The 24,275-nt window shown below is 61.1% G+C and carries 18 protein-coding genes and 1 tRNA gene; 5 read left to right on the forward strand and 14 right to left on the reverse strand.

Going from position 1 to position 24,275, the window contains the following annotated elements:
- Positions 1-346 precede the first annotated feature (346 nt).
- A complete protein-coding gene (rho, locus tag ACTQ1E_RS07095; RefSeq protein ID WP_441565533.1) occupies positions 347-2,725 on the reverse strand; it encodes a transcription termination factor Rho in 2,379 nt (792 codons plus the stop codon).
- Positions 2,726-3,704: 979 nt separating this feature from the next.
- Positions 3,705-5,558, reverse strand: coding sequence for an arginine--tRNA ligase (argS, locus tag ACTQ1E_RS07100; RefSeq protein ID WP_427796045.1), 1,854 nt, complete (start codon positions 5,556-5,558; stop codon positions 3,705-3,707).
- 342 nt (positions 5,559-5,900) lie between these two features.
- On the opposite strand from argS, the gene ACTQ1E_RS07105 reads away from it, so the two are divergent.
- Complete coding sequence (locus ACTQ1E_RS07105; protein WP_427727935.1) at positions 5,901-6,386, forward strand: CarD family transcriptional regulator; 486 nt, start codon at positions 5,901-5,903, stop codon at positions 6,384-6,386.
- 884 nt (positions 6,387-7,270) lie between these two features.
- Here the strand turns inward: ACTQ1E_RS07105 and ACTQ1E_RS07110 are convergent.
- Together ACTQ1E_RS07110 and ACTQ1E_RS07115 are read right to left on the reverse strand one after the other, a co-directional pair.
- Positions 7,271-7,870: an HD domain-containing protein gene (locus ACTQ1E_RS07110; RefSeq protein WP_427747469.1), complete on the reverse strand. Its 600-nt coding sequence runs from the start codon at positions 7,868-7,870 to the stop codon at positions 7,271-7,273.
- A gap of 171 nt (positions 7,871-8,041) precedes the next feature.
- Positions 8,042-9,328 carry a glutamate-5-semialdehyde dehydrogenase gene (locus tag ACTQ1E_RS07115; protein ID WP_441565535.1) on the reverse strand — a complete coding sequence of 429 codons (1,287 nt, stop codon included), beginning with the start codon at positions 9,326-9,328 and terminating at the stop codon, positions 8,042-8,044.
- A 113-nt stretch (positions 9,329-9,441) separates the two neighbouring features.
- Between ACTQ1E_RS07115 and ACTQ1E_RS07120 the strand changes: the two genes are divergently transcribed.
- Positions 9,442-10,860 (forward strand): alpha/beta fold hydrolase, encoded by a 1,419-nt coding sequence (locus ACTQ1E_RS07120; RefSeq protein ID WP_441546407.1) that lies wholly within the window; start codon positions 9,442-9,444, stop codon positions 10,858-10,860.
- A gap of 100 nt (positions 10,861-10,960) precedes the next feature.
- Here ACTQ1E_RS07120 and proB read toward each other — a convergent pair whose 3' ends face one another.
- The 5 genes from proB to ACTQ1E_RS07145 all read right to left on the reverse strand — a co-directional run bounded on the left by proB (position 10,961) and on the right by ACTQ1E_RS07145 (position 15,485).
- Entirely contained in the window at positions 10,961-12,088 is a 1,128-nt protein-coding gene (gene proB / locus ACTQ1E_RS07125; RefSeq protein WP_441565537.1) for a glutamate 5-kinase, read from the reverse strand.
- 79 nt (positions 12,089-12,167) lie between these two features.
- Positions 12,168-13,673 (reverse strand): nicotinate phosphoribosyltransferase, encoded by a 1,506-nt coding sequence (locus ACTQ1E_RS07130; protein WP_427747466.1) that lies wholly within the window; start codon positions 13,671-13,673, stop codon positions 12,168-12,170.
- An 84-nt stretch (positions 13,674-13,757) separates the two neighbouring features.
- Positions 13,758-14,177: a hypothetical protein gene (locus ACTQ1E_RS07135; protein ID WP_441565539.1), complete on the reverse strand. Its 420-nt coding sequence runs from the start codon at positions 14,175-14,177 to the stop codon at positions 13,758-13,760.
- Between the two features lie 64 nt (positions 14,178-14,241).
- Positions 14,242-14,314, reverse strand: a tRNA-Ala gene (locus ACTQ1E_RS07140).
- A 232-nt stretch (positions 14,315-14,546) separates the two neighbouring features.
- Positions 14,547-15,485 (reverse strand): radical SAM protein, encoded by a 939-nt coding sequence (locus ACTQ1E_RS07145; protein WP_441041879.1) that lies wholly within the window; start codon positions 15,483-15,485, stop codon positions 14,547-14,549.
- Between the two features lie 533 nt (positions 15,486-16,018).
- Here ACTQ1E_RS07145 and ACTQ1E_RS07150 point away from each other — a divergent pair.
- The 3 genes from ACTQ1E_RS07150 to ACTQ1E_RS07160 all read left to right on the forward strand — a co-directional run bounded on the left by ACTQ1E_RS07150 (position 16,019) and on the right by ACTQ1E_RS07160 (position 18,942).
- Positions 16,019-17,218, forward strand: a complete 1,200-nt coding sequence (locus tag ACTQ1E_RS07150; protein WP_427719528.1) for an MraY family glycosyltransferase — start codon at positions 16,019-16,021, stop codon at positions 17,216-17,218.
- A 159-nt stretch (positions 17,219-17,377) separates the two neighbouring features.
- Entirely contained in the window at positions 17,378-18,427 is a 1,050-nt protein-coding gene (gene trpS, locus ACTQ1E_RS07155; RefSeq protein WP_441565542.1) for a tryptophan--tRNA ligase, read from the forward strand.
- Between the two features lie 221 nt (positions 18,428-18,648).
- Entirely contained in the window at positions 18,649-18,942 is a 294-nt protein-coding gene (locus ACTQ1E_RS07160) for a DUF6485 family protein (RefSeq protein WP_195838532.1), read from the forward strand.
- Between the two features lie 421 nt (positions 18,943-19,363).
- Here ACTQ1E_RS07160 and ACTQ1E_RS07165 read toward each other — a convergent pair whose 3' ends face one another.
- The 5 genes from ACTQ1E_RS07165 to pckA all read right to left on the reverse strand — a co-directional run bounded on the left by ACTQ1E_RS07165 (position 19,364) and on the right by pckA (position 24,079).
- Positions 19,364-19,684: an MGMT family protein gene (locus tag ACTQ1E_RS07165; protein ID WP_441559671.1), complete on the reverse strand. Its 321-nt coding sequence runs from the start codon at positions 19,682-19,684 to the stop codon at positions 19,364-19,366.
- Between the two features lie 193 nt (positions 19,685-19,877).
- A complete protein-coding gene (locus tag ACTQ1E_RS07170; RefSeq protein WP_441565544.1) occupies positions 19,878-20,732 on the reverse strand; it encodes a DegV family protein in 855 nt (284 codons plus the stop codon).
- Positions 20,733-20,851: 119 nt separating this feature from the next.
- On the reverse strand, positions 20,852-21,301 hold the full coding sequence (locus ACTQ1E_RS07175) for a MarR family winged helix-turn-helix transcriptional regulator (protein ID WP_154515655.1): 450 nt from the start codon (positions 21,299-21,301) through the stop codon (positions 20,852-20,854).
- A 163-nt stretch (positions 21,302-21,464) separates the two neighbouring features.
- Positions 21,465-22,184: a B3/B4 domain-containing protein gene (locus tag ACTQ1E_RS07180; protein WP_441565546.1), complete on the reverse strand. Its 720-nt coding sequence runs from the start codon at positions 22,182-22,184 to the stop codon at positions 21,465-21,467.
- A gap of 224 nt (positions 22,185-22,408) precedes the next feature.
- Entirely contained in the window at positions 22,409-24,079 is a 1,671-nt protein-coding gene (gene pckA / locus ACTQ1E_RS07185) for a phosphoenolpyruvate carboxykinase (ATP) (protein WP_441565548.1), read from the reverse strand.
- Between the last annotated feature and the right edge of the window lie 196 nt (positions 24,080-24,275).

The raw sequence follows: 24,275 nt of genomic DNA on the forward strand, positions 1-24,275 counted from the left end.
ATAGACGGACCGACCGTCCGGCTGAGTCTGGGAAGAGGTGCCGGGCGGCGGGCGGAGCATGGCCACCGGACCCATCGAAACACATCTCCACCATTCCTTCAACTGGGAAAACGGCGCCCCCGGGGCCCGAGAGGGGCCGCGGGGACGTTCGGTTAACTGCGGGAGCGTGCCATCAGCTCAATGTGTTCGGTTGAGATCGGAAATCAACCGGAATTGAAACGGGAAAATCGCTGCTTGCCGGTCGTGAGGTCAATAATCGTTGGCGAGCGGCTATACGAAAAGGGCCAGGATCTAAACCCCGGCCCTTCTGACATGTCTATGGTTGCTGTCGCATGCAGCGGACGGACTAGAACATCTGCTCGTAATCGCTGTGCTTTTTGGCCGAACGCACCAAAAATTCCTGGTTGGTATTAGTGCCCTTAAGGCCCTTGATAAACGACGCTGCCGCGCGCTCGGTATTGTTCATGCCGGCGAGGATGCGGCGCAGGCCAAAGACAAACGGGCGCATCTGCTCGTCGACCAACAGGTCCTCGTTGCGCGTGCCCGAGGCAACGGGGTCGATGGCCGGGAAGATGCGGCGGTCGGCCAGATCGCGATCGAGCTTGAGCTCCATGTTGCCGGTGCCCTTGAACTCCTCAAAGATGACCTCGTCCATCTTGGAGCCGGTATCGATAAGGGCGGAAGCAAGGATGGTGAGTGAGCCGCCGTTTTCGATATTGCGGGCAGCACCCAGGAAGCGTTTAGGCGGATACAGGGCCGCCGAATCGACGCCGCCCGAAAGGATGCGGCCCGAGGCGGGCGCCGCCAGGTTGTACGCACGGGCAAGACGCGTGATAGAGTCGAGAACCACCACGACGTCGCCGCCCAACTCCACGATGCGCTTGGCGCGCTCGATGACGAGCTCGGCCACGCGGGTATGGTTGTCGGCGGGCATATCGAAGGTGGAGGCCACGACCTCGCCCTCAATGGAGCGCTGCATATCGGTGACCTCTTCGGGGCGCTCGTCGACGAGCAGGCAGATGAGGTGCACCTCGGGGTTGTTGATCGAGATAGACTGGCAGATCTTCTTGAGAATCGTGGTCTTACCGGCCTTGGGCGGTGACACGATCAGGCCACGCTGACCCTTGCCGATCGGCGACACGATATCGATGGCGCGACCGGTAATGGAATCCTTGCCATGCTCCATGCGCAGCGGCTCATTGGGGTAGACCGGCGTGAGATCGCCGAACTTGGGGCGGTTACGGGCCTGCTCAGGATCAAGACCGTTGACGGTCGTAATTTTGGCGAGACCGGCACGCTTGTCGCCGCCGCGCGAGGGGCGAAGCGAACCCTCGATCACGTCGCCCGTGCGCAGACGCGCGGAGCGGATGAGGTAGGCGGGCACGAAGGCGTCGTCATTGGACTTCATGTAGCCGTGGGCATGGATGATGCCGGAGCTGTCCGGGCGAATCTGCAGGATGCCCTTAATATCGCGGAAGCCCTCGGCCTTCGCGGCTGTGGTGTAGATCTCTTCGACGAGCTCGGCCTTCTTCTTGCCGGTCGTCTCGATCTCGAACTCCTTGGCCTTCTCGCGCAGCTCGGCGACCTTCATGGCCGCGAGCTCCTCGCGCGAAAGCGTGGGCTCAGTCGGAGCAGCATTGCGCTCCTTATTGCGCTGTTTGCGGTCGCGCTGACGGCTGCGGCGGTCGTTGTTACGATCATCCTTGCGCTCGCTGCGCTCATCGTTACGCTTGTGCTGACGGCGGTTGGGGCGGGAACCCTCTTCGGCCTCAGCGCTCTCGACGGCAGGTGTCGTGGGCGCATCGGCGGTCGCCGGGGTCTCGCCGTCCGACTTAGCGTCGGACTCGGGCTGTTGCTCAGCATCCCCCTGCTGTTCGGCAGACTTGGTCTTGGAAGATTTCTTGCGCGTGCGCTTGGGCTTCTCGCCTGCCGACCGATCGGCGCCCTCCGTCTCGGGAGTCGTGTCGACACTCGCCTCGGTAGACTCAGCTACCGCAGATTCGGCGCCGGACTTCGCCTCTGCCTTAGCTGGGCGTTTGGCTGCGGTGTGACGGCTGCGCCCGGGACGAACGTCGGCAGACTCGGCAGCGGCAGAAACAGCGACCTCAGGAACATCAGCACCCTCGGCCGAAACCACGACAGCCGCTGTAGGCTCGACGAACGCCGGGGCATCTTGGACAGAAGCCGCGGCAGCGGCCGCCTTCTCCGCCTCGACAAATGCCTTGGGCTTGCGGCCGCGGCGATGCGGGCGCAAAGCAGGATCGACGACAAATGCAGCGCCGGCCTCGGCAGGCACGACAGACTCAGCAGAGGAAGCGTCCTCCTCCGCCGCAGAGCGAACCGGGGTCTCGGCGGCATCGAACGAAACCTGCTCGGCAGCCTGCTGGACCTTGGCCGCCGTGCGACGGCGCGTGCGCGGAGCCGGCGTTTCTGCTACCTGCTCGGGAGCCGGAGCCGAAGGCGCCTCGGGGGCGGACGGAGCCGCGAGCTCGGTCAGAGCCGCGGCATCGCGCTCGGCGGCACGACGGCGAGCACGAACAACCTGGGCTTCGCTGATCTGCGCAAGCGCGCGGGCCTGCGCAACCTCATCTGAAAGCGGCGCCGAAACCTCGGCTGAAACCGGACGCTTGGCACGCGTCGTGCGCGTGGTGCGGCGTTTGGGCTTTGCAGCCTCATCGCCATCCGCAGCGGGCTTGGCCACACGACGCGTGCGCTTGGGCTTCACGAGCGCAGCCTCCTCCCCGGTAGCAGGCGCGACGGGAACAGGGTTCTCACTCGAAGCCGAGGCAGCGTTCTGGTGTGTCTCGGGGACCGACGCCTGCGACGGTGCGGGTTTCGCGATCTGGTCCAACGCAACCGGTGCAGTGGGAGTGGTTTGTGCCGTGCTTATTTCATTTTCTTGCTGTTGATCAGACACAGTGTTTGCTCAACTTTCTTTTAAAGCCCTGTGATCACATGCTCCCTGCATAAACCTTCAGGGCGGCTAAACAGTCTAGCTCCGTTCAAAACACAACGGGCATCATTGATCTGTATCGAGATGATTGCGTCAAATACGCAGCGTTAGTGTAACACAACCGCCACCACCTGCAACTTAGTCATTGGACGTTCTTATACAACTGGTCAAAAGGGACACTCTCCCTCAAAAGCGCTTCCTCTGTCGCACCAGAGGAGTGAAGCCGTGGCATCCGGAATAGCCGCGCCACGAAACGCGCCTATCTACTACGTTTGACCCGCGACCCCTGACCATCCCCTCGATCTTCCTAAAATCGCAAGCCCGCTACCTGCGGTTTTAATATCGTACTTTTCGGCATGGTTCGGGGTATGCGACTAAACGTAGTAGATAAGCCCGATTCGTGGCGGACGGTTTCGCACCGCTCTCCCACCGGACAAAAATGATCCGTTTTTCTCCGTCCCCAAGGGGTCGTTTTCAAAACGTTCGCGGATTACGGTGCAAGAACGGCGTAAGCCAACCATACCCTGCATTTTTAATATTCGGCAAGCCGTCTACCTGCGATTTTATTTTCGCTGCTGTTGCTATGGTCGCCAGGCAGCGATTCAGCCCCGTAAACCGGTATAGTTGCGTTTTTGTAGCATTTTCCAACACGCCAAAAGCCCCGCCAAACGCAAAAAGCCCGACCTCCGCATGGAGATCGGGCTTATAGGGCTCAGCAAAGCCAAACCTACACGGTCAAACGACCCGTAGATTACATCTGCTCGGGTGCAGAAACGCCAACCAGAGTGAGCACCAGGGCGAGCGTCACGCGGACGGCGTCGCAAGCGGCCAGACGGGCGCGCGAAAGCTCGGGATCGACGGGACGGCCCTCGCTCGGAAGCACCTGGCAGGCAGCGTAGAAGCTGTGGAAGTCGCCGGCGAGCTCCTCGGCAAAGTGCGTCAGACGGAACGGGGCGCGGTCGCGAGCGCAGCTGGCGATGAGGTCGGTGAGCTCGTTGAGCTTACGCGAAAGGGCAAGCTCGGTGGGGTCGGTCAGCAGCGAGTAGTCGACGTTCTCGCCGATGGCCTTGGCGGCGACGGCCTTCATGCCCATCTCGTCAGCCTGCTCGGGCGTAACGTCAGCGGCACGGCGCAGAATGGAGCACACACGAGCGTGAGCGTACTGCACGTAGTAGACCGGGTTGGAGTTATCACGCTTCTTAACGGCCTCGATATCGAAGTCGACCATCTGGTTGGAGCTCTTGGAGATGAGCGTGTAACGGGCGGCGTCGGAGCCGACCTCGTCGACGAGCTCCTGCAGGGTCACCATGGTGCCCTTGCGCTTGGACATACGGACGGGCTTGCCGTTGCGCAGCAGGTTGACGAGCTGGCCCAGCAGAACCTCGAACTTGCCGGGATAGCCAAGAGCGTCGCAGACACAGCGGACGCGGTCGATGTAGCCATGGTGGTCGGCGCCCCAGATGTCGATGACGTGGTCGACGCGCTGGAACTTGTCCCAGTGATAGGCGACGTCGGAGGCGAAGTAGGTGTACTCGCCGTCGGACTTGATCAGGACGCGGTCCTTGTCGTCACCCAGGTCGGTAGAGCGGAACCACAGAGCGCCGTCCTTGGTGTAGAGGTAGCCCATCTTGTCGAGCTTCTCAAAAGCGCGGTCGACAGCGGAGGTGCCGGCGGTCTCGCCCTCGGTGTCCTTCACGTACAGCGAGCGCTCGGAGAACCAACGATCGAAGTCGCAGTTGACGGCATGGCAAAGGTCGCGCATGTTGTCGACCATCTTTACATAACCGCGCTCGCGGAAGCTCTCCATACGCTCCTGCGGATCGGCGTCGACCCACTTGTCACCGTCGGTGCGCCAGAACTCGGCGGCCTCGTCGATGATGTAGTCGCCGCCGTAGGAATCCTTGCCCAGAGTCTCGGCAAAGTTGTCCTGATACGGATGGGTCTCGGGATGCTCGTCGTTCTCGTCGGCAACAAAGGCATCGCGGTCGGCAATCAGCAGCTTGTGAGCCTCGTCGATATCCACGCCCTGCTTGGCGATGATGTCGGCAAGCTGCATATAGCGCGTGCTGATGGAGTTGCCGAAGGTGTTCATCTGAGAGCCGTGGTCGTTGATATAGAACTCACGCTGGATATCGTAACCGGCATGGTCCATAACACGGCAGAGGGAGTCGCCCAGAGCGGCCCAACGGCCATGGCCAATATGCATGGGGCCGACGGGGTTGGCGGAGACAAACTCGACCTGGGTCTTCAGGCCGCCGCCGACGTTGGACTTAGCGAAGTCCATGCCCTTCTCGCGAGCCTCGCCGAAGATGGCGTTCTTAACGGCGACGGAGAGGTAGAAGTTGATGAAGCCGGGGCCGGCGATCTCGACCTTCTCGATCGCGGGGTCCTCGGGCATATGGGCAACGACGGCCTCGGCGATCTTGCGCGGGGCGCAGTGAGCCAGCTTGGCGGACTTCAGGGCCATGGTGGAGGTCCACTCGCCATGAGAAGTGTCAGCCGGTCGCTCGATAGCGCAATCGTCAAGTTCAAATGCGGAAAGGTCGCCGGCCTCCTGGGCCGCAGCAAGCGCAGCGCGTACCAGCTCTTCAATCTTCTCGGGCATAGATCCTCCTTGTGTTAAAGCCCCCGAGCTCTTGGTCACTCGTAGGGCAAAAGCCAGAGTTTGCAGCACTCTATCACAAGCGGTAACTACTGTCGCAGGGTAAAGTCAATCGATATTGCATATGCACAAAATTGACTACAGCTGTCGCAAGGCCATTCAAAGATGGCGGTCTGCCTGCTGGTTGTGCACCCGCCGAAAATGCATAAACATCTGCATGGGCAGCTCAGAATATCGAATACTCTTACCTATCAGATTTGTGTGCTTTTCTTGCATAAAGTAAGGGTTTGCGCACGTCAGCGTGGTATTCTAGACATACGTAAATTCGTATAAGTTGGAGGTAGCATGTTCTCAATCGGTCAACACGTCATTCATCCGGGTCAGGGAGTCTGCACCGTCGTCGGTTTTAGGGAAGACACACCGCAGCCCATGCTGTTGCTCGAGACCAAGCAGGGACATGCGCAGACGATCCTCATGTACCCCGTGGCGCAGGCCGACCGTCTGCATGCCGCCATCTCCCAGCAAGATGCCGAGCACCTACTGAGCCATTACGACGAGCTGGAGTGCGACACCTTTACCGAGCGCAACAGCTCGCTCGAGGAGACGCACTTTAAGCAGCAGCTCAAGCTGGGTGCGCCCGAGACGGTCCGCGTGGCAAAAACCATGATGCACCGTATTCGCCAGGCCGAGGAAGCAGATAAAAAACCCAGCTCTTACTACATGCGCGTACTCAAGGAAGCCAAGCGCCGCTCCATCGAGGAGATTGCCGTGGCCCTGGGCGTCACCGAGGAAGACGCCGAAGCCCGCCTATCCCAAGCCGCCCTCAACTAACCTGCCAAAAAGGGACAGGTTTATTTTGACAGGTTTTATCTGGCCAAACGTCAACAAACAATTGGTAAATGGTCGGGTGCTCCGTTTTGTTTGTAAGCCCCGGCCATTTTTCTATCGCCGCGAAAATGCGTGAAGCCCATTTGTGATGACATCACGCGAGGGCCGTCCAGATCGACGCAACCAACGCCCGCATCCACAGCAAGCGCGCCCGTCTTGCTCAATTACCATTAAAAAGCATCAATTTGAAAACGCAATAACATTTCGGCAGGTAGCAGCTATAGTCGGTAAACTGAATCTCGACAACCGAAGCCCCCGAATGAGGTATCTTCAGCCCATCCAAGCTAAAGGAGGGGCCATGCCGAGAAAACCTCGTTCAAAGTCACCAACCGGTTATTTCCACGTCACGTCGCGTGGAAACGGAGGGCAATTGCTGTTTGACGATGCCGAGGACCGAATCGCCATGCTTCAGATCCTCGATGCAATCCTCCCCAAACACAATATCGAGCTTATCGCTTGGTGCCTTATGGGAAACCATATTCATTTGGCACGGCAATCGTGCAAAGCGTCGCAGGATGCGCTCCGACGGAACTCAAATCCGTCTCCAAGCCACTTCGCAATGAGGCGATTCTCGCGCTTCGAAAAGAAGGGCTAACCGTTAAGCAGGTTCAGCTGTTGACCGGACTCGGAACATGGATTATCAAGAACGCGTCCTAGCGTCGCGTTTACCGCGTTACGGATACGGCGAAGCGCAGCTGCCTGTCGCGAGGCGCCGCCATTCGCAAGCGCCACCATGTTAAACAGAAAACGCTTCCGCTGAATAACGTCCAACGGAAGCGTCTTCCCAGATAAAACCTACCAAAATAAACCTGTCCCTTTTTGGCAGGTTAGGCCTGGAAGGTGTCGCGGTCGGGCGCGAAGGACTGCATGGCCGCGATGGTGCGGTCGAAAAGCTCGGGGAGCTCCCAGCCCAGCATCTCGGCGCCCTGCGTAATCACGTCGCGCGAGCAGCCGGCGGCAAAGCGCTTGTCCTTGAACTTCTTCTTGAGCGACTTGGTCGTAAAGTCCATGACGCTCTTGCTCGGACGCATGATGACGGCAGCCCCGATCAGGCCGGTAAGTTCGTCGCAGGCAAACAGGATCTTTTCCATCTGCAGCTCGGGCTTGGGCAGCGAGGTATTGAAGTCCGAGGTATGCGTCTGGATGGCGCGGATGAGCTCGGGCGATGCGCCCTCGCCCTCGAGGATCTCGGCCGCATAGATGGTGTGGTTCACGGGGTCGTCCTCATGCTCCTCCCAATCCAAGTCGTGCAGCAGTCCGACGATGCCCCAAAACTCCTCGTTCTCGGGGTCGAACTCGCGCGCAAAGTAGCGCATGGTGCCCTCGACCGTCTCGCCGTGGGTGATGTGGAACGGGTCCTTGTTGTGCTCGTTGAGCAATTCGAACGCACGGTCGCGGGTGATTCCGGCGGAAAGCGTCTGAGACATGGCAATACCTCCAGGTGAGTCGGTGCTAAGACACGGTGTCACTATCGTATATCGCCGCGGCTCAAGCCGAAAGGCAGAAAAGGCATACGGAGAAAAAAGCCGGGCGAACGCGTCGCCCGGCAAAACCGCAGATAAAACCTGCCAAAATAAACCTGTCCCTTTTTGGTAGGTTTAGGGGCGGACCTGGCCGGTGCCACGGAGCTTGTATTTGTAGGTGGTGAGGGCCTCGGCGGCAAAGGGGCCGCGGGCGTGGAGCTTTTGGGTCGAAATGCCGATCTCGGCACCCAGGCCAAACTCGCCGCCGTCGGTAAAGCGCGTGCTGGCGTTGGCATACACGGCCGAGGCATCGATCTCATCCAAAAAGCGCTCGCAAGCGTCCGCGTCCTCGGCGATGATGGCCTCGGAATGCATAGTGCCATAGCGGTTGATGTGCGCGATGGCCTCGTCCTCGTTCGCCACGACCTTCACGCTCATCTCGAGCGCCAGGTACTCGCGGCCCCAGTCCTCCTCGGTCGCGGCAACAAAGTCATCGCCCTCGGCAAGACCGGCGTCGGCGCATGCGGCACACGCGGCCTCGTCGCCGTGAATCAGCACGCCGTGGTCGTGCAGCACGGCCACGACCGCCGGCAAAAACGAATCTGCCACGGCGCGGTCCACAAGCAGCGACTCGGCGGCGTTGCACACACCCACTCGCTGGGTCTTAGCATTGACGATAATGTTGAGCGCTTTATCAAAGTCGGCCGACTCATGCACGTAGATGTGGCAGTTGCCCGTGCCCGTCTCGATAACCGGCACAAGCGACTCGCGCACGCAGCGCTGGATCAGGCCTGCACCGCCACGCGGAATAAGCACGTCGACGATGCCGCGAAGCTTCATGAGCTCGCCGGTGGCCTCGCGATCGGTGGACTCGATCATCGAGATAGCCTCGCGCGGGAAACCCTTGGCCTCGAGCGCATCGGCCAGCAGTTCGGCAATCATGGCGCACGAGTGATAGGCCAGCGAACCGCCGCGCAGAATGCAGGCGTTGCCGGTGCGGATGCAGATGCCCGCGGCATCGGCCGTCACGTTGGGGCGCGCCTCATAGACCATGGCGACCAGGCCCAGCGGCACGCTCACGCGGGTGAGGTCCACACCACTTGCAAGTACGCGGTGGTCGAGCACGCGGCCGACAGGATCGGGCAGCTCAGCGAGCTTCTCCAGGCCGGCGGCCATGCCCTCGACGCGCTCGGGCGTCAGCAGCAGACGGTCGAGGAGCCCCGCCGAGGTGCCCGCATCGCGCGCAGCGGACATATCGAGCTCGTTGGCGGCGACGATGGAATCGACGCCATCGCGCAGCGCCGCGGCCATGGCGCGCACGGCCTCCTGGCGCTGCTCGTCGCTCGCCGTGGCAAGCGAGGCCGACGCTGCTTTGGCGGCAACGGCAAGATCGTGGACATACGTGGCTATATCGACCGACATGGGCGGCCCTTTCTCTTAGTAGTTTGCCAACCATGGTAGCCGATTTGTGCATGCCCTCGCGCATGGCGGTAGAATTGGTCAACCCGAAACACCGCAACGAACGGAAGTACCGCATGGCCCTCATCACTTCGTACCACGTCCCCGGCCTCTATGTCGAGGACCACAGCATCGACGTCCCCTTGGATTGGCGCGGCCTGGAGCCAATGCTTTTGGCCTTCGGCAGCACCATGCGCCGCGGCGCCATGCCGGCGCCCATCGCCGGCGCACCCGAGAGCATCAAGCTTTTCTACCGCGTGGTTTGCGCTCCCGACCGTATCAACGACGACCTGCCACTCCTCCTCTTTTTGCAGGGCGGCCCCGGCGGCGAGAGCCCGCGTCCGCTGTCGCCCACAAGCGACGGCTGGATCGAGGAGGCCGTCAAGCACTTCCGCGTCGTCCTGCCCGACCAGCGCGGTACCGGGCGCAGCAGCTGTGTAGACGGGCGCACGATTGCCGCACTGGGCGAGCGCGCCGAGGCGGCAGGCTCCGATGCGGCCCGCTCGCAGGCGGATTTTCTCAAGCGCCACCTCGCCAGCTCCATCGTGCGCGACTTTGAGTACCTGCGCCTGGTGGGCTTTGGCGGCAAGCCCTGGGTCACACTCGGCCAAAGCTACGGCGGCTTTTTGACGTTGAGCTATCTGTCGCTCTTCCCCGAGGGCGTGGCGGCGAGCTTTACCTGCGGCGGCATTCCGCACGTACCGGCGAGTGCCAGCGAGGTCTACGCGCACACCTTCCCGCGTATGGCGGCCAAGACTCAGCAGTATTACGACCGCTACCCCGCCGACGTCGAGCGCGTGGCGGCCCTGGCAGATGCCCTCGAGGAGCAAAAGCCCGCGCTGCCCGACGGCTCGCCGATGACGGTCGAGCGCCTGCAGCTCATGGGCAGCGACTTTGGCATGAAGCCGAGCTTTGAGCGCATGCACTGGATTATCGACCATGCTTTTGTTGACGGCGACGGCACGTTGAGCTGCGGATCCTCGGTATCAGAAAGCTTTTTGATGCGCGCCTTCGAGCGCACCAACACGCGCACGAATCCGCTGTACTGGACGCTGCAGGAATTCATCTACGCCGATGGCGACACGATGCCCATTGGCTGGGCAGCCGCCGAGGAAAAGGCCCATCGTGCCGAGTTCGACACCCTCGCGCGCCCACTCATGTTTACCGGTGAGGCCATGTTCCCGTGGATGTTTGAGCAGATGCCCGAGCTCAAGCCCTTCAAGCCCGCCATGGACCTGCTGATGGAAGACACCAGCTGGGACAAGATCTACGACCCGCAGCGCCTGGCCTGCAACGAGGTGCCGCTCCAAGCCGCGGTGTATTTCGACGACATGTACGTGGATTCGGGCCTGCAGCTCGACACGCTCAGCCGCGTGGGCAACTCACACGCCTGGGTGACGAACGAGTTCGAGCACGACGGCCTGCACGGCAGCATGGTGTTCAAGCACCTCTTCGACGAGGCCCTCAACCGCGGAGACCTGCGCCAGATCTTCTAGCATAGGAGTGTCCCCCATCAGCCGGCACAATAGGAACGTCCCCAAGTGCCGGCACGAGAAAGACAGCGCTGCGGGAAACGATCCGCAGCGCTGTCTTTCTTTATGCAAAGACGATCAAGTTGTCTCGGTGTATCGCGGGCTTTTCGGCCAAGTCTGCCAGCAAGCGGTTGCCGGCAATCTGGTCCTGGCGGCGTCCGGCTGCAAGCTCCAGCACGTCCGAATCGGCCTCGGCGATACCGCGGGCGACGACCATACCGCTCGGGTCGCACACGTCGAGCACATCGCCCTCGGCAAACGTGCCATCGACCTTGCGAATACCCACCGCAAGCAGGGAAGAACCGCGGCTGACCAGCGCCTTCGCGGCGCCGTCATCGACCGTCACCGAGCCATGCGCCTTGTCGCCCAGTGCAATCCACAGCTTGCGGGGCGCAATGTCCAGGCGCTCCGCCGGCGGATCGAACAGCGTGCCCACGCTCTCGCCGCGGGCAAGGCGCACGAGCGCATCGGGCTCCTCGCCCGAGCAAATCACGCTCTGAATGCCTGCCGTCATCAGGATGCGGCTCGCGCGGATCTTGGTAATCATGCCGCCTGTGCCAACCGATGTGGAAGAATCGCCCGCCGAGGCGATAATCTTGGCATCGATCTTATGCACGACCGGAACGAACTCGGCCGTGGGGTCCTCGTGCGGATTGGCGGTATAGAGGCCATCGATGTCCGAGAGCGTCACGCACAGGTCGGCAGAAACCAGGCAGCCCACAAGCGCCGCCAGCGTGTCGTTGTCGCCAAACTTGATTTCGTCGACGGTAACGGTGTCGTTCTCGTTGACGACCGGCACCACGCCCAGTTCCACCAGACGCAGCAGCGCGTCGCGCGCGTGCAGATAGGACGTGCGACGGGCCGTGTCGTGACGCGTGAGCAGCACGAGCGAGGTAAGCAGGTCCCGCGCATGGAACTCCTCGTCGTAGGCCGACGAGATGATGCACTGACCGGCCGAGGCGCAGGCCTGCAGGCTCGGCAGGTCACCGACCGGCTTGCGGTCAAAGCCCAGCACGGGATAGCCACAGGCAATGGCGCCCGAACTCACAACGACCAGACGCCAGCCGAGCTTGCGCAGGGCAGCAGCCTGATCGGCAAGCCCGCCGATAAAGGCGCGGTTGACCTTGCCATCGGCGCCCACCACCGTGGACGAACCGATCTTTACCACCATCGTTTTATAAGAAGTCGTCATACGTCAAACCAATCAACTGTTGAGGGTTCGGGCGAGCTGACGGCCGAGGAAACGTAATTCCACCCTACACCCAAGAAAATTAGCGAGCCCAGGGGAAGGCAGAAGCCGCGGCCATGTTCTTGCGCACGAGCTCGTCGCGCACCTGCGCCAGGCCCTGCTCCATGCCCACCACATAGGTCTGCGGGTACAGGAACCGCTTGTAGACCGGATCCAGATGGTCCAGCGCCCAAGCGCAACGCTCGCGTGCGGCCTCGATGCTCTCGCGCGGGGCAACAGCGCTGCCATCGCGCACGATCGGCGCCAGCAGCTCGCGATACTCAAGCTCGGACACGTCGGTCACCAGGGCGGCATCGTTCACGGCCACGAGGGTATTGCCGCGCGCGGCGCCCTTCCCCGCCAGATGGTCCTCGTCATAGATCATGTCGCAGACCGGGCCGCCAAAGCCGTCGTAATAGCGGCGCACGCGCTGCACGCCCGGAATCGTGCGCTTGTAGGGCTGCTCGGAGAGCTTGACCACCGGAGTCCACGGGTCCGCCTCGCTCGCACGGCGGGCGGAAAGCTTGTACACGCCGCCCAGTGCCGGTTGGTCGTAGCAGGTCGCGAGCTTAGTGCCCACGCCAAAGCTGTCGATGGGCGCACCCTGGTCGAGCAGCGACTGAATCGTGTATTCATCCAGATCGTTGGAAACCGAGATCCCCACATAGGGCAAGCCCTCGGCATCAAAACGGCCGCGGACATACTTGGACAGCTTGGCGAGGTCGCCGGAATCGATGCGAATGGCCGACAGACGCTCGCCCGCCGCCTCCATCTCCTTGGCAACCGTAATGGCATGCTCGCAGCCCTCGCGCACATCATAAGTGTCAATGAGCAGCGTGCAGTTCTTGGGGCTCGACTTGGCAAAGGCACGGAAGGCCTCGAGCTCGGAATCGAAGCTCATCACCCAGCTGTGCGCATGCGTGCCAAAGACGGGAATACCGTAGCGGCGACCGGCGAGCACATTGGACGTAGAGGAACAGCCGGCAACGTAGCTCGCGCGCGCGACGGCCAGACCGCCATCGGGACCCTGGGCGCGGCGCAGGCCAAACTCGGCCACGGGACGGCCGTCCGCCGCCAACACCACGCGCGCCGTCTTGGTGGCGACAAGCGTCTGGAAGCCGACGATGTTGAGCAGCGCCGTCTCGAGCAGCTGGCACTCCAGCGCGGGGCCGGTGACGCGCACCATGGGCTCGCGCGGAAAGACGAGCTCGCCCTCGGGGACGGCGTCGATGTTTACATGCGCACGAAAATCGCGCAGGTAGTCGAGGAATTCAGGCTTGAACATCGCGCCGCCGGCCGGGGCCTGGAGCGAGGCGAGGTAGTCGATATCCTCGGGCGTAAAGCGCAGGTTCTCGACCAGCTCGGGCAGCTCGGCGGTGCCGCACATGACGGCATAGGCGCTGCCAAACGGATGGTCGCGGTAAAACGCCGTAAAACAGCCCTGCTCATTGGCCTTGCCGCTCTCCCACAGGCCCTGGGCCATAGTGAGCTCGTACAGATCGGTGAGCATTGCAATGTCGGTGGGATGCGAGATGTCGGTCAAAGCCATGGGGCGACCTTTCAAATGCGTGGTGCAGAGGTTGAGGGTTGGACGAGAGCAGAGCATGCGGACATGACGCCCGATGCAAATCGGTTAGAGCAGGCCCATGCTGGTCATGATCGTGTAGCCCATAAAGACGACAAACGCGACCAAGGCGAGCGCGATGATGATCTTTTGAGCCGGGGCCATACCGGGGATCTCGCCCTCGGCCGTGGGCTCCTTGGAAGTGACCATGCGCTGGGCAAACGTCATCTCATCACGGCTCGGCTTGGGCTCGGCGGGCTTGGGGCGGGCGGCTTTCTTAGGCTGAGGCTTGGGTGCAGCAGGCGCAGGCTCGGATGCGGCGCTCGCGGCAGCCTCCTCGGCCTTCGCATGCTCGGCACGCAGGGCGGCCAGCTCCTCACGCTCGCGACGAGCCTTTTCCTGCTCCTCGCGGCGGGCCTTCTCGGCGCGGAGCTCTTCCAACTCGGCGCGCTCCTCGTCAGACAATGGTTGGGACTCAAGCTCGGCCATGGTGCAGCCCTTTCTTTCAAAAAAAGCCGCCGACACAATGTCGACGGCTTATCAAATCCAAGGGTGGAGACGAAGGGAGTCGAACCCTCGGCCTCTGCCATGCGACGGCAGCGCTCTCCCAACTGAGCTACGTCCCCAGGACAAGTTGATATTTTACCTACGGCTCGCCAACTGTCAACGCCCAATACCCAGTCTTTTTGGGACGGGGCTTTTTTGACTACTTTTCGGATGGTAGCTCGACCCCCACCGGGAGCAGTCTTTTTGGGACGGGGCTATTTTAGCTACCCAAGCAGATAGCGAAAACGATTTGGACGATTAACGGCAGGGGCAGCTAAAATAGCCCCGTCCCAAAAAGACTGCTCAAAAGAGCTACTTTGCGCTGGTGAGGACGCCAGTGGTGTCGAACGCTGGGGTAAAGCTCTCGTCTACCGCGCCGCCCTCTTGCCAGAACATCGTCGTAAAGCCCAGGTCGTCGGCATGGTCGAGCACCCGCTCGTACTCCTCGCGCGTCACGGCTCGCGCCAAGTCGCCGCCCTGCTCGCGCATGAGCGCATTGGGCGTGTACTGGTTCATGACCGAGATCGGCACATCACCCACCGTCTGCCACACCAGGTCTAGCACGCGACACGAATCGTCCGCATGCCCCGGCAATACCAGGTGACGCACGATCATGCCGCGCTTCATGAGCCCGTCCTCGTCCACCAGCTCTCCCCCACGGCGCTCAATCTCGCGCGCCATTTGCGCCAAACCCGACACGGCCACACGCGGGTAGTCCTTAATGTGGGAGAGCGACTGCGCAAGCCCCGCATCGGCATATTTAAAGTCGGTAAGCCACACATCGACCAGATCGCCGAGCGCCGCCACGGCACTCGCGCGCTCATAACCGCTTGTGTTGTAGACGATTGGGATGACCAGTCCGCGCGCCCGTGCCGCGGCAATCGCCGCCGGCAGCAGGTGCGCGTAGTGCGTCGCCGTCACCAAGTTAATATTGTTCGCGCCCTGGTCCTGCAGCTCCAACATAATCTCGACCAGGCGCTCGGGCATAATCTCAAGCCCAAAATTGCCCGTCGAGATCTCGTGGTTCTGGCAATAGACGCATTTGAGCGAGCAGCCGCTGAAGAAGATCGTGCCCGAACCGGCCTCGCCCGAGATAGGCGGCTCCTCCCACATATGAAGCGCCGCACGGGCCACCTTGAGTGTGTCGTTAGCACCGCATACGCCGCGCGCACCCTCATCGCGCGCCGCACCGCAACGCCGCGGACACAAATGGCAGGCGGGCGAAAAAAGTTCGGTCAACGACGTCGGCATAAAAACATGCTCCAAAACAACGATTCAGCAGCTCAAACGCAAAAGGACCAACCGCGCAGACGGCTCGAGCCCAAGGCGCCGTAATCGTCCGACACGATTTTTGTAATGTCAAGACTGGAATCGATAAAGTGCAGCTTTATGATGTAGGTATTCCGCCCCCCGCGGAGCAACTGGGTGAACCGTCGCGTTTATTTAGGGAGCCCACACAGTCGTACGTAGTACAGGTATCCTTCGTTGTTAAGGACGCTGGAACGGTCGATGAGGGCACCCACCTGTTTTAGGTGGGTTCATTTTCGTAACGTGGGGGGTGGTTTTCTTTTGCCGATTTTGCCAAAAATTGCCATCGCAGATCCCGTATGACACCCAACGGCACTCGGTAGAACCCCCGCCACCATCCCAATATCTGGTAAGCGCGTGATTATCGATCGGCGCGATTCCCCGCACCCCCTTTGGTCGAGTATCATGGGTCAGCTATACCCTTTGCGGCATGGCATCCTTTGACCTTTTCCTTCGACGCTTGGCGGTTTTGATACATGGCTTCATCCACGAGCTACATACCGTTCCTTTGCGTGGCAGCCGCGGCATATATCACGACCTTCCTCACGGTGCCCCTGGTTAAACGTCTGGCAATTAAGCTCGACGCCGTTGACTATCCTTCAAAACGCCGTATCAACACCAAGCCCATCCCGCGCTTGGGAGGTACGGCGGTCTTTTTGGGCCTGGTCGTTGCCTGCATCGTTCAGATTATGGGCACCTGGCATCTGGGCTGGCCGCCCGTCTTGGTCCCGCATCCGCGCCTGCACATTAGCTACCCCATGCTGGCGCTTTCTTTTACCGTCATTTTTGCGACCGGCGCGATCGACGACGTCTTCCAGCTTAAGCCCAAGCAAAAGCTCGCCGGCCAGGTCCTCGCCGCGCTCATCGCCTGCGTGGGTGGCCTAAAAATCGGCGTCATCGTCAACCCGGTTGCCCCCGGCGAAATCATGCTCGGCTGGCTTGCCTACCCCATCACCGTGGTCTACCTGGTGGCGTTCACCAACATTATCAACCTCATCGACGGCCTCGATGGCCTGGCCACAGGCATCTGCGGCATCGCATCGTTCACGATGTTCTCGATGGCCGTTCTCTCGGGCCGCATCGATGCCGCCGCGCTCTCCATCGCGTTGTTTGGCGCCTGCCTGGCCTTCTTGCGCTACAACTTCAACCCCGCGAGCATCTTTCTGGGCGACTCGGGGTCGCTGCTGCTGGGCTTTGCGCTGGGCTCCATTTCGCTGCTTAATGTGAGTCGCACCGCCGCGCTCACCTCGCTTATCATTCCGCTCATCGTTGCCGGTGTGCCCATCATCGACACGTTTAGCGCCATCGTGCGCCGCAAGCGCGCCCACATTAGCATTGGACAGGCCGACAAAGGCCACATCCACCACCGCCTCATTCAAGAGGGCTATAACCAAAAGCAAGCTGTGCTGCTTATCTATGCCTGGTGTGTCCTGCTTTCGGCCGGTGCGGCCGCCATCAACCAGGTCGAAGTCCCCATGCGCGTGCTCATCTTTACCGTCCTTGGCATTGGCTCGGCAGCCTTCGCCAAGCACCTGCACCTGTTTGAGCCCGTGCTACGCCACCATTACAACAAGCGCACGCACGAAGACGAGCTGATAACCCCCGACGACCCCGCCTTTAAGCAGGAGGAGCAAGCGGCCGAGGAGCGTAAGGGAGAGCGCCACCACAGGTATTAAGGTTTGCTGCAGAAGGTTGTTCTGCTTACCGTCGGCCGCTCGTGACCGCGCCTCGACCGCCACGCATGCCTCGCCTTACCACCCCCTTGCCCACTTTCGCCCGCCCCTCTCAATAAACGCGTTATCATCTTGACCCATGAACATACGTTAGGAGCAATCATGCCAAACGAGAACAGCTACGAAGTCGCGCTGCAAAAGAGCAACGCCATTCGCGAGGGCCTGGCCAAGACGCCCAAGAAGTTCACCATGCTTACCGGCGACCGCCCCACCGGCCGTCTGCACCTAGGCCACTACTTTGGCACCCTCAAGGGCCGCGTGGAGTTGCAGAATATGGGCGCCAAGACCAACGTGCTCATTGCCGACTACCAGGTCATCACCGACCGCGACACCACCGAGCACATCCAGGACAACGTGTATAACATGGTCATGGACTACCTTGCCTGCGGTATCGACCCCGACAAGACCATGATCTACACGCACTCCGCCGTGCCCGCCGCCAACCAGCTCATGCTGCCGTTCCTGTCGCTGGTCTCCGAGGCCGAGCTGGCGCGCAACCCCACCGTCAAGGCCGAGATGGAGGCCTCGGGCCACGAGCTCACCGGCCTTCTGCTCACCTATCCGGTACACCAGGCCTGCGACATCCTGTTCTGCAAGGGTAACGTTGTGCCCGTCGGTCGCGACCAGCTGCCGCACATCGAGCTCACCCGTACCATCGCCCGCCGCTTTAACAACCGCTACGGCAAGGTGTTCCCCGAGGTCGACGCGCTGCTGTCCGAGACCCCGCTGCTGCCCGGCCTGGACGGCCGCAAGATGAGCAAGAGCTACGGCAACGCCATCAATATCTCGATGACCGCCGAGGAGACGGCCAAGCGCATCAAGAAGAGCCAGACCGACTCCGAGCGCATGATTACGTTTGATCCCGAGAACCGCCCCGGCGTGTCCGGTCTGCTTTCGACCGCCGCCATCTGCACCGGCCGTTCCGAGGTCGAGATTGCCGAGGAGATTGGCATGGGCGGCTCTGGCCAACTCAAGAAGTACGTGACCGAGGCCGTCAACGGGTACTTCGCACCGATCCGCGAGCGTCGCCAGCGCTACGAGAACGACCTGGACTATGTGAAGGACGTCCTGCACGAGGGCAACCGTCGCGCCAACGAGATTGCCGAGCAGACGCTGGCAGAGGTTCGGGACGCCATGGGCATGGTGTACTAGTCGAGAGCAATAAACAACACTCAAACTAAACCGCCGCGATTGGCACAATCCTCGTTGCGGCGGTTTTGTTTTCTTCAGAGGTCGGTCGCCGAGATATTCAGCCGCTTGGCAGAACCCCTAAGTCGCAAGCACCTTGAGGCTATATCCTGTTAAGCAATGACACCCTATTGTTTAACATGCGGCAGCTTTTACGGCAGACCCGACCGACCGGAAGGAGTCCCATGAGCTCAGTTGCGTTTTGTACCTGCAACGACCGGAAATGCCCATTTAACCCTGTCAACCACGAGAAGGGCTGCACACCGTGTATCGCTAAGAATCTGCACGAGCACGAGATTCCAACGTGCCTGTTCAACGCGATTTCTCCCGATCGGCTTGAGGCCGATAAAGACGAGTGGTCGTGGCAAGCGTTCGCGCGGCATGTAGAAGCATATCTGGGAAGCGACAGCCCAAGAATCCCCGCAGGCGAAGAAGCGCCGCAGGGATTTACCAAGATCGGTTGCTGTAAGCGGGACTAACAATCAAAGTTAGTGCCCCCCCTAAAACCAAACGTCAGTACCTCATTATGGGATAACAGACCTGATGGGTTTGCCCCATGCTTACAGGAAAGCGCCCGCCGACCATGGCAGCCGACGGGCGCTTTCCTGAAGTACACCGTTGAATCGCACAGAGGGGAGGAATGCGAATCAAACTCAACAGGGCAGGCTTTTTCATCGCCTATTGCCTGCTCCGTTGTTGAATACAATATAGTTCGCCCTAGTTTACTTTGCCGTATCAAACCGCGCCGCCACACCTTCTCCATAAGTTAGACACGGTAAACCTGCCAATTAGGGAGTGATTTATTTTGGCAGGTTTTTTTCTGGGGAAACATCAATGGAGCCAGCGTTCCACCGCAAAGGGGACAGGCACCTTTGTAGTGGTTTTAGCGCGAACGAGTCGCTATAACCCAGCCGGCCAACGACAGGCAGCCAAGTCGACGTGCATGGGATCGGCAAACACCACGCCCTCCCCCAGCAGAAGTTCGCGCTGAGCATCGGGGCCGCCAAACGCAAAGCCCTCGCAAATGCTGCCATCGGCAAACACCACACGATGGCAGGGAATCTGACCAGGGCGCGGATTGCTATGCAGCGCATAGCCCACATACCGCGCACTTCGTGGACGGCCGGCGAGCAGCGCCACCTGGCCGTACGTGGCAACCATCCCCTCAGGGATCTGCTCGACTACCTCGTACACCCGCTCAAAAAAGCCCTCAGACGCCATCGATGCTCCTTTCCGCTCGCAACAGCATAAATCAAATGATCCCTCGGGGACGGCAGGGTTGCGGATCATTTGCGGCCTCCGTGCGGCCGATGGTCCGCAACCCCGTCATCGCCGAGGGATCACATGGCATGGCAGGTAGCGTTTGCCCAGATAAAACCTGCCAAAATAAACCTGTCCCTTTTTGGCAGGTCGGTTAGTTGGCAGGCTGGAAGAAGGCTACGGCTACGGCACCGGGGCCTACATGGGTGCCGATGGTGGCGCCGATGGTGTGAACGGGCAGCTCGCCCTCGGTGTGGCCAGCCCACAGCGCGGCGCTGTCCTCGATATACTTCTTGAGCACCGCATCCGAAAGGCCCGTATAGCCGAGCGCCAGCGGCATGGAAAAGTCGACGCCGCCCGCCTTTTCGACCTTTTGGTTCAGCAGGTTGCGACCGTTCTTGGAACCGCGCGCCTTGCCCAGCTGCACGATCAGACCGTCCTCGGCAGCCACCACGGGCTTTACGTTGAGCAGCGTACCCACAGCGCCGGCCGCAGCAGACAGGCGACCGCCGCGCACCAGGTACTCCAGCGTCTCGAGCAGGCCGATAACCACCACGCGGTCGCGCACGGCCTCGACCGCCGCCGCGATCTGGGCAGCGCCACGGCCCTCGTCCACCAAGCGCAGGGCATACTCGACCAGCACGCGCTCGCCCAAGGTGACGTTGTTGCTGTCTACCACGAACACATCGCCGCCCGGGGCCTCGGCAAGAGCGGTGCGCGCACTCTGATTGGTGCCGGAAAGCTTAGCGCCCACGGTAATAATCACGGCCTCATCGCCGGCCTCACGAACCTCGGCGATAGCCTGCGAAAACGCGTACGGGTTGACCTGACCGGTCTTGGGCACCTCATCGCGCTCCACGAGCATCTCGTAAAAGCGCTGGTGATCGATGTCGACGCCATCCATGTACACATCGGTGCCAAAGGTAACGGACAGCGGCAGAACAGCCAGTGCCGGGTGCTCCGCCGGCGACATATCGCTTGCGGAATCGGTAATAATGCGGACGGACATAGCGAATCCTTTCTTGCGCAGGTCCCGCGCAGGGAATTTTGACAGCAATGCCCCGGCACGGTATACGCGCTCAAACGGGACGATGCAGTTGTTAGTGGGAAGCAAATGCCTAGGCGGCCCTACAGCTCGCGCAGGGTGTCAAGAATCGTACGCAGCGACGCGTACATCTGCTCGCGCTGCTCCACGCCCATGGCCTTGCCGGTGGCGTCGAGCACCTCGCGAATAATGCGATCGGCCTCATTCATGCTCTCGCCGCCCAACGTGGTCAGGCGAACCGGGGCGCGATACTTAACGGCGGCATCGCCCGAATCGTCGACCTCGACGTAGCCGCCCTCTTCCAGATGCGCCAGCGTGCGCGAGACGGCAGCGCGGGTCACGCCTGCCATGCGGGCGAGGTCGGCACCAGTCAGGCCGTCCTTGCTGCGCTCAAGATAGTACAGGCACATGATATCGGAACCCTTAAGGCCCAGCCTTGCGCCCTCAGATGCCTTAATGCGCTGGATCTCCTTGTAGAGCCCGCTAATCAGTCCAACAAAGTCCTCAAAACGCGTCTCGTCGTTCTGCTGCATGGGAGACGACCGCCTTTCGCTTGCATGATGCTAACGGGTAAACATCTTAGCCGCATGCCGGAACCCCCGTACCCAAATATCGCAATTGTTAACCCATCAACATAAAAACCACCACAAAGGGGACAGCACCTTTGTGGTGGTTTGTGTGGTGGTTTGGCCCGTGCTAGAGTTCCACGCGCGGGTTATCGCGGGTCACAAGCGTCTTGACGACAACCGTCGCTCCCAGATAGCGCTCAAGCAGCTCGGCTAAGCGATCGATCGCGGCCTGACAGTCCCCCATTCGCTCGGGCTCAACACACTCAATCGCCAGGAACGCATCGGCAGAATCGTCGGACAGAGCCGTTCGAACGCCGTCGCGCCAGTTCCAGCAGCGGCACACGGCACCCGCATCATCGATGTAGGCGAGCTCGCCGGGCAGCGTCGGGTCATCCGCCTCCTCGCCAAGCGGCAGGAATGCATCGCCACCGTCGGTCACCTCCAAGCGAAGGTCTCCCTCAATCGCGTGCAAATCCTCGCCTCCCACGGGCAGCGCGTAGGTCAGCGACACCGTGTTGTAAATATCCACCGCGGGAGTAATGTGGCCCACTGGCTTGCCTTTGAGCACGCGTTTAAGCAGGTTCTCGATTGAGCAGCGGGCGCCCTTTTTGGTCTTGAACAGGCGATAGGCCTCGCGCCAAGCCTTGACCGGCGCGTTCTCGCTGATGGTATCGCTTGTCAGGTGGCGCTCCGCATCGATATTGGCGTGATCGAGCAGCGCCGCAATCGCGTCCACGTCCTCTTGAGGAATCGTAGCCGCGGGCTTCATGCCCTCCACGACCACAACACCGATCGCCGCCTGTGGAAATAGCTCCCAAAATGAATCCTCGGCAACAAAGCTCTTCATACGTGCTCCTTTCGCAATTCGCGCCAACGCGAGCGCCTAAACAAAAAGCGCCCCTACAACGGCCACCTTCAAAGTCCTACGGTGCCGTCACAAGAGCGCTTACGCTGCCCCCATCCGGAGAAGGGGACGATATGTCAGGCGCATTGTAACCCGAGTCATCCACACGAGCAAAACCACCACAAAGGCGCCTGCCTCTTTGTGGTGGATATGGACTCGAGGCGACGCTAGTGGCGGAGTCCCAGCAGGCCGCGGCCGCGATGACGGGCCTCGGCGGACACCTGAGCGTGCGGGCCGGCAGCCTTGACGGACTCGGGCAGGTGCGAGTACTTCTTCTCGAAGTTCTCCTCGAACATCACCGCCAGGTTGTGCGCGGCCTCGTCGTAGCGCGCTGTGCTCTGCCAGTACTGGCGCGGCACCAGGATGCCGTCCGGCACACCGTGGCACGTGGTGGGAATGTCGACATTAAAGATATCGTCGTGCAAGAACTCGCTGTCCTCGATGGTACCGTCGAGGGCGCGTGCGACCAGGGCGCGCGTGTAGGCAAGCTCGATGCGATGGCCCACGCCATAACCGCCGCCAATCCAGCCGGTGTTGAGCAGATAGACGCGGGTGCGACCGTCGGCGATACGCTCGCCGAGCATCTTGGCATAGACCATGGGGTCGAGCGGCATAAACGGCTCTCCGAACAGCGAGGAGAACGTAGGCGTGGGCTCGGTGACGCCGACCTCGGTACCGGGGATCTTTGCGGTGAAGCCCGTCACAAAGTGATACATGGCGGCATCGGCCGTCAGGCGCGAGATAGGCGGCAGCACGCCAAAGGCATCGCAGGTCAAAAACAGCACGACGCTCGGGGTGGTGCCCATGCCCTTGGTCCACGCGTTGGGAATATGCTCGACGGGATAGGCAACGCGCGTGTTGTGCGTGATCGAGACGTCATCGTAGTTGGGCTTGCGGTTCTCGTCGAGCACCACGTTTTCGCAGATCGCGCCAAAGCGAACGGCGTTGAAGATCTCGGGCTCGTGAAACTCGTCCAGGCCCTCGCACTTGGCGTAGCAGCCGCCCTCGATGTTGAAGATGCCCATGTCGGACCAACCGTGCTCGTCGTCGCCGATCAGCAGGCGCGTGGGATTGGCCGAAAGCGTGGTCTTGCCGGTGCCGGACAGGCCAAAGAACACGGCGGTCTCGTGCGTGACGGGATCCATGCTGGCCGAGCAATGCATGGGCAGCACATCGTCCTCGACGGGCAGCAGGTAATTCATGACGCTGAAGATGGACTTTTTAATCTCACCGGAGTAGCCGGTGCCGGCAACCAGAATCACGCGTTCCTGGAAGTTGATGACCACGGAGGCGCTGGAGTTGAGGCCCTTGATGGCAGGGTCGCACTGGTACCCGGGTGCCGCGAGCACGCAAAAGTCCGGCTCGCCGGTGCGCGCAATTTCGCGAGCGAGCGGACGGGCGAGCATCTGCTTAATGAAGAGCGCCTGGCTCGCGCGCTCGCAGGCAACGAGCAGGCGACGCGTGTGGTTGCGGTCGGCACCCGCCATGCCGCGCGTGACGAACACGTCGCGCTCGTTGAGATAGTCGACGATGCCGGCCTTGATGGCCTCGTAGCTCTCAATCGAAAGCGGGCGGTTGACGGCGCCCCAGGCGATCTTGTCGTGAACATCGGGGGTGTCAACGATAAAGCGGTCGTTGGGAGAACGGCCGGTGCGCTCCCCCGTCTCGATTACCAGCGCGCCGTTGGATGCCATGCGGCCCTCTTCACGGCGGATGGCGTGCTCGACGAGCTCCGCAGCAGGTAGATCGACCAGCAGACGCGGATGATTCTCGGCGGGATCTTCGACCAGCGTAATACCAAAGTTGGACAGAACTTCTGCAGGGGTAACACCAGGCATGGGGCCTCCTTTAAAAGCGCGTCACGCGGGCGCGGCGCGCACTTTACTCACGTAAAGTTCGTTGTACCCGATATGCAAAAACGTTTTTGTGGCAAGGGGGGCAAGCCCGCCCAACGGTCAAAAATCGCAGGCAAGCGGCCTAGTCATTGGGTAGTCATTGGGGACGTTCTTAAACGACTAGTCGTTGGGGACACTC

It is taken from the genome of Collinsella sp. LCP21S3_C7 (genome assembly GCF_052118485.1).
In the GTDB taxonomy this organism is placed as follows: Bacteria; Actinomycetota; Coriobacteriia; order Coriobacteriales; family Coriobacteriaceae; genus Collinsella.

What these genes read in the sequence shown, in the direction of transcription:
- argS (WP_427796045.1), bottom strand. Translation starts at nt 5,558, where the DNA reads ATGCCCGAGAAGATTGAAGAGCTGGTACGCGCTGCGCTTGCTGCGGCC.
- ACTQ1E_RS07105 (WP_427727935.1), top strand. Translation starts at nt 5,901, where the DNA reads ATGTTCTCAATCGGTCAACACGTCATTCATCCGGGTCAGGGAGTCTGC.
- ACTQ1E_RS07110 (WP_427747469.1), bottom strand. Translation starts at nt 7,870, where the DNA reads ATGTCTCAGACGCTTTCCGCCGGAATCACCCGCGACCGTGCGTTCGAA.
- ACTQ1E_RS07115 (WP_441565535.1), bottom strand. Translation starts at nt 9,328, where the DNA reads ATGTCGGTCGATATAGCCACGTATGTCCACGATCTTGCCGTTGCCGCC.
- ACTQ1E_RS07120 (WP_441546407.1), top strand. Translation starts at nt 9,442, where the DNA reads ATGGCCCTCATCACTTCGTACCACGTCCCCGGCCTCTATGTCGAGGAC.
- proB (WP_441565537.1), bottom strand. Translation starts at nt 12,088, where the DNA reads ATGACGACTTCTTATAAAACGATGGTGGTAAAGATCGGTTCGTCCACG.
- ACTQ1E_RS07130 (WP_427747466.1), bottom strand. Translation starts at nt 13,673, where the DNA reads ATGGCTTTGACCGACATCTCGCATCCCACCGACATTGCAATGCTCACC.
- ACTQ1E_RS07135 (WP_441565539.1), bottom strand. Translation starts at nt 14,177, where the DNA reads ATGGCCGAGCTTGAGTCCCAACCATTGTCTGACGAGGAGCGCGCCGAG.
- ACTQ1E_RS07145 (WP_441041879.1), bottom strand. Translation starts at nt 15,485, where the DNA reads ATGCCGACGTCGTTGACCGAACTTTTTTCGCCCGCCTGCCATTTGTGT.
- ACTQ1E_RS07150 (WP_427719528.1), top strand. Translation starts at nt 16,019, where the DNA reads ATGGCTTCATCCACGAGCTACATACCGTTCCTTTGCGTGGCAGCCGCG.
- trpS (WP_441565542.1), top strand. Translation starts at nt 17,378, where the DNA reads ATGCCAAACGAGAACAGCTACGAAGTCGCGCTGCAAAAGAGCAACGCC.
- ACTQ1E_RS07160 (WP_195838532.1), top strand. Translation starts at nt 18,649, where the DNA reads ATGAGCTCAGTTGCGTTTTGTACCTGCAACGACCGGAAATGCCCATTT.
- ACTQ1E_RS07165 (WP_441559671.1), bottom strand. Translation starts at nt 19,684, where the DNA reads ATGGCGTCTGAGGGCTTTTTTGAGCGGGTGTACGAGGTAGTCGAGCAG.
- ACTQ1E_RS07170 (WP_441565544.1), bottom strand. Translation starts at nt 20,732, where the DNA reads ATGTCCGTCCGCATTATTACCGATTCCGCAAGCGATATGTCGCCGGCG.
- ACTQ1E_RS07175 (WP_154515655.1), bottom strand. Translation starts at nt 21,301, where the DNA reads ATGCAGCAGAACGACGAGACGCGTTTTGAGGACTTTGTTGGACTGATT.
- ACTQ1E_RS07180 (WP_441565546.1), bottom strand. Translation starts at nt 22,184, where the DNA reads ATGAAGAGCTTTGTTGCCGAGGATTCATTTTGGGAGCTATTTCCACAG.
- pckA (WP_441565548.1), bottom strand. Translation starts at nt 24,079, where the DNA reads ATGCCTGGTGTTACCCCTGCAGAAGTTCTGTCCAACTTTGGTATTACG.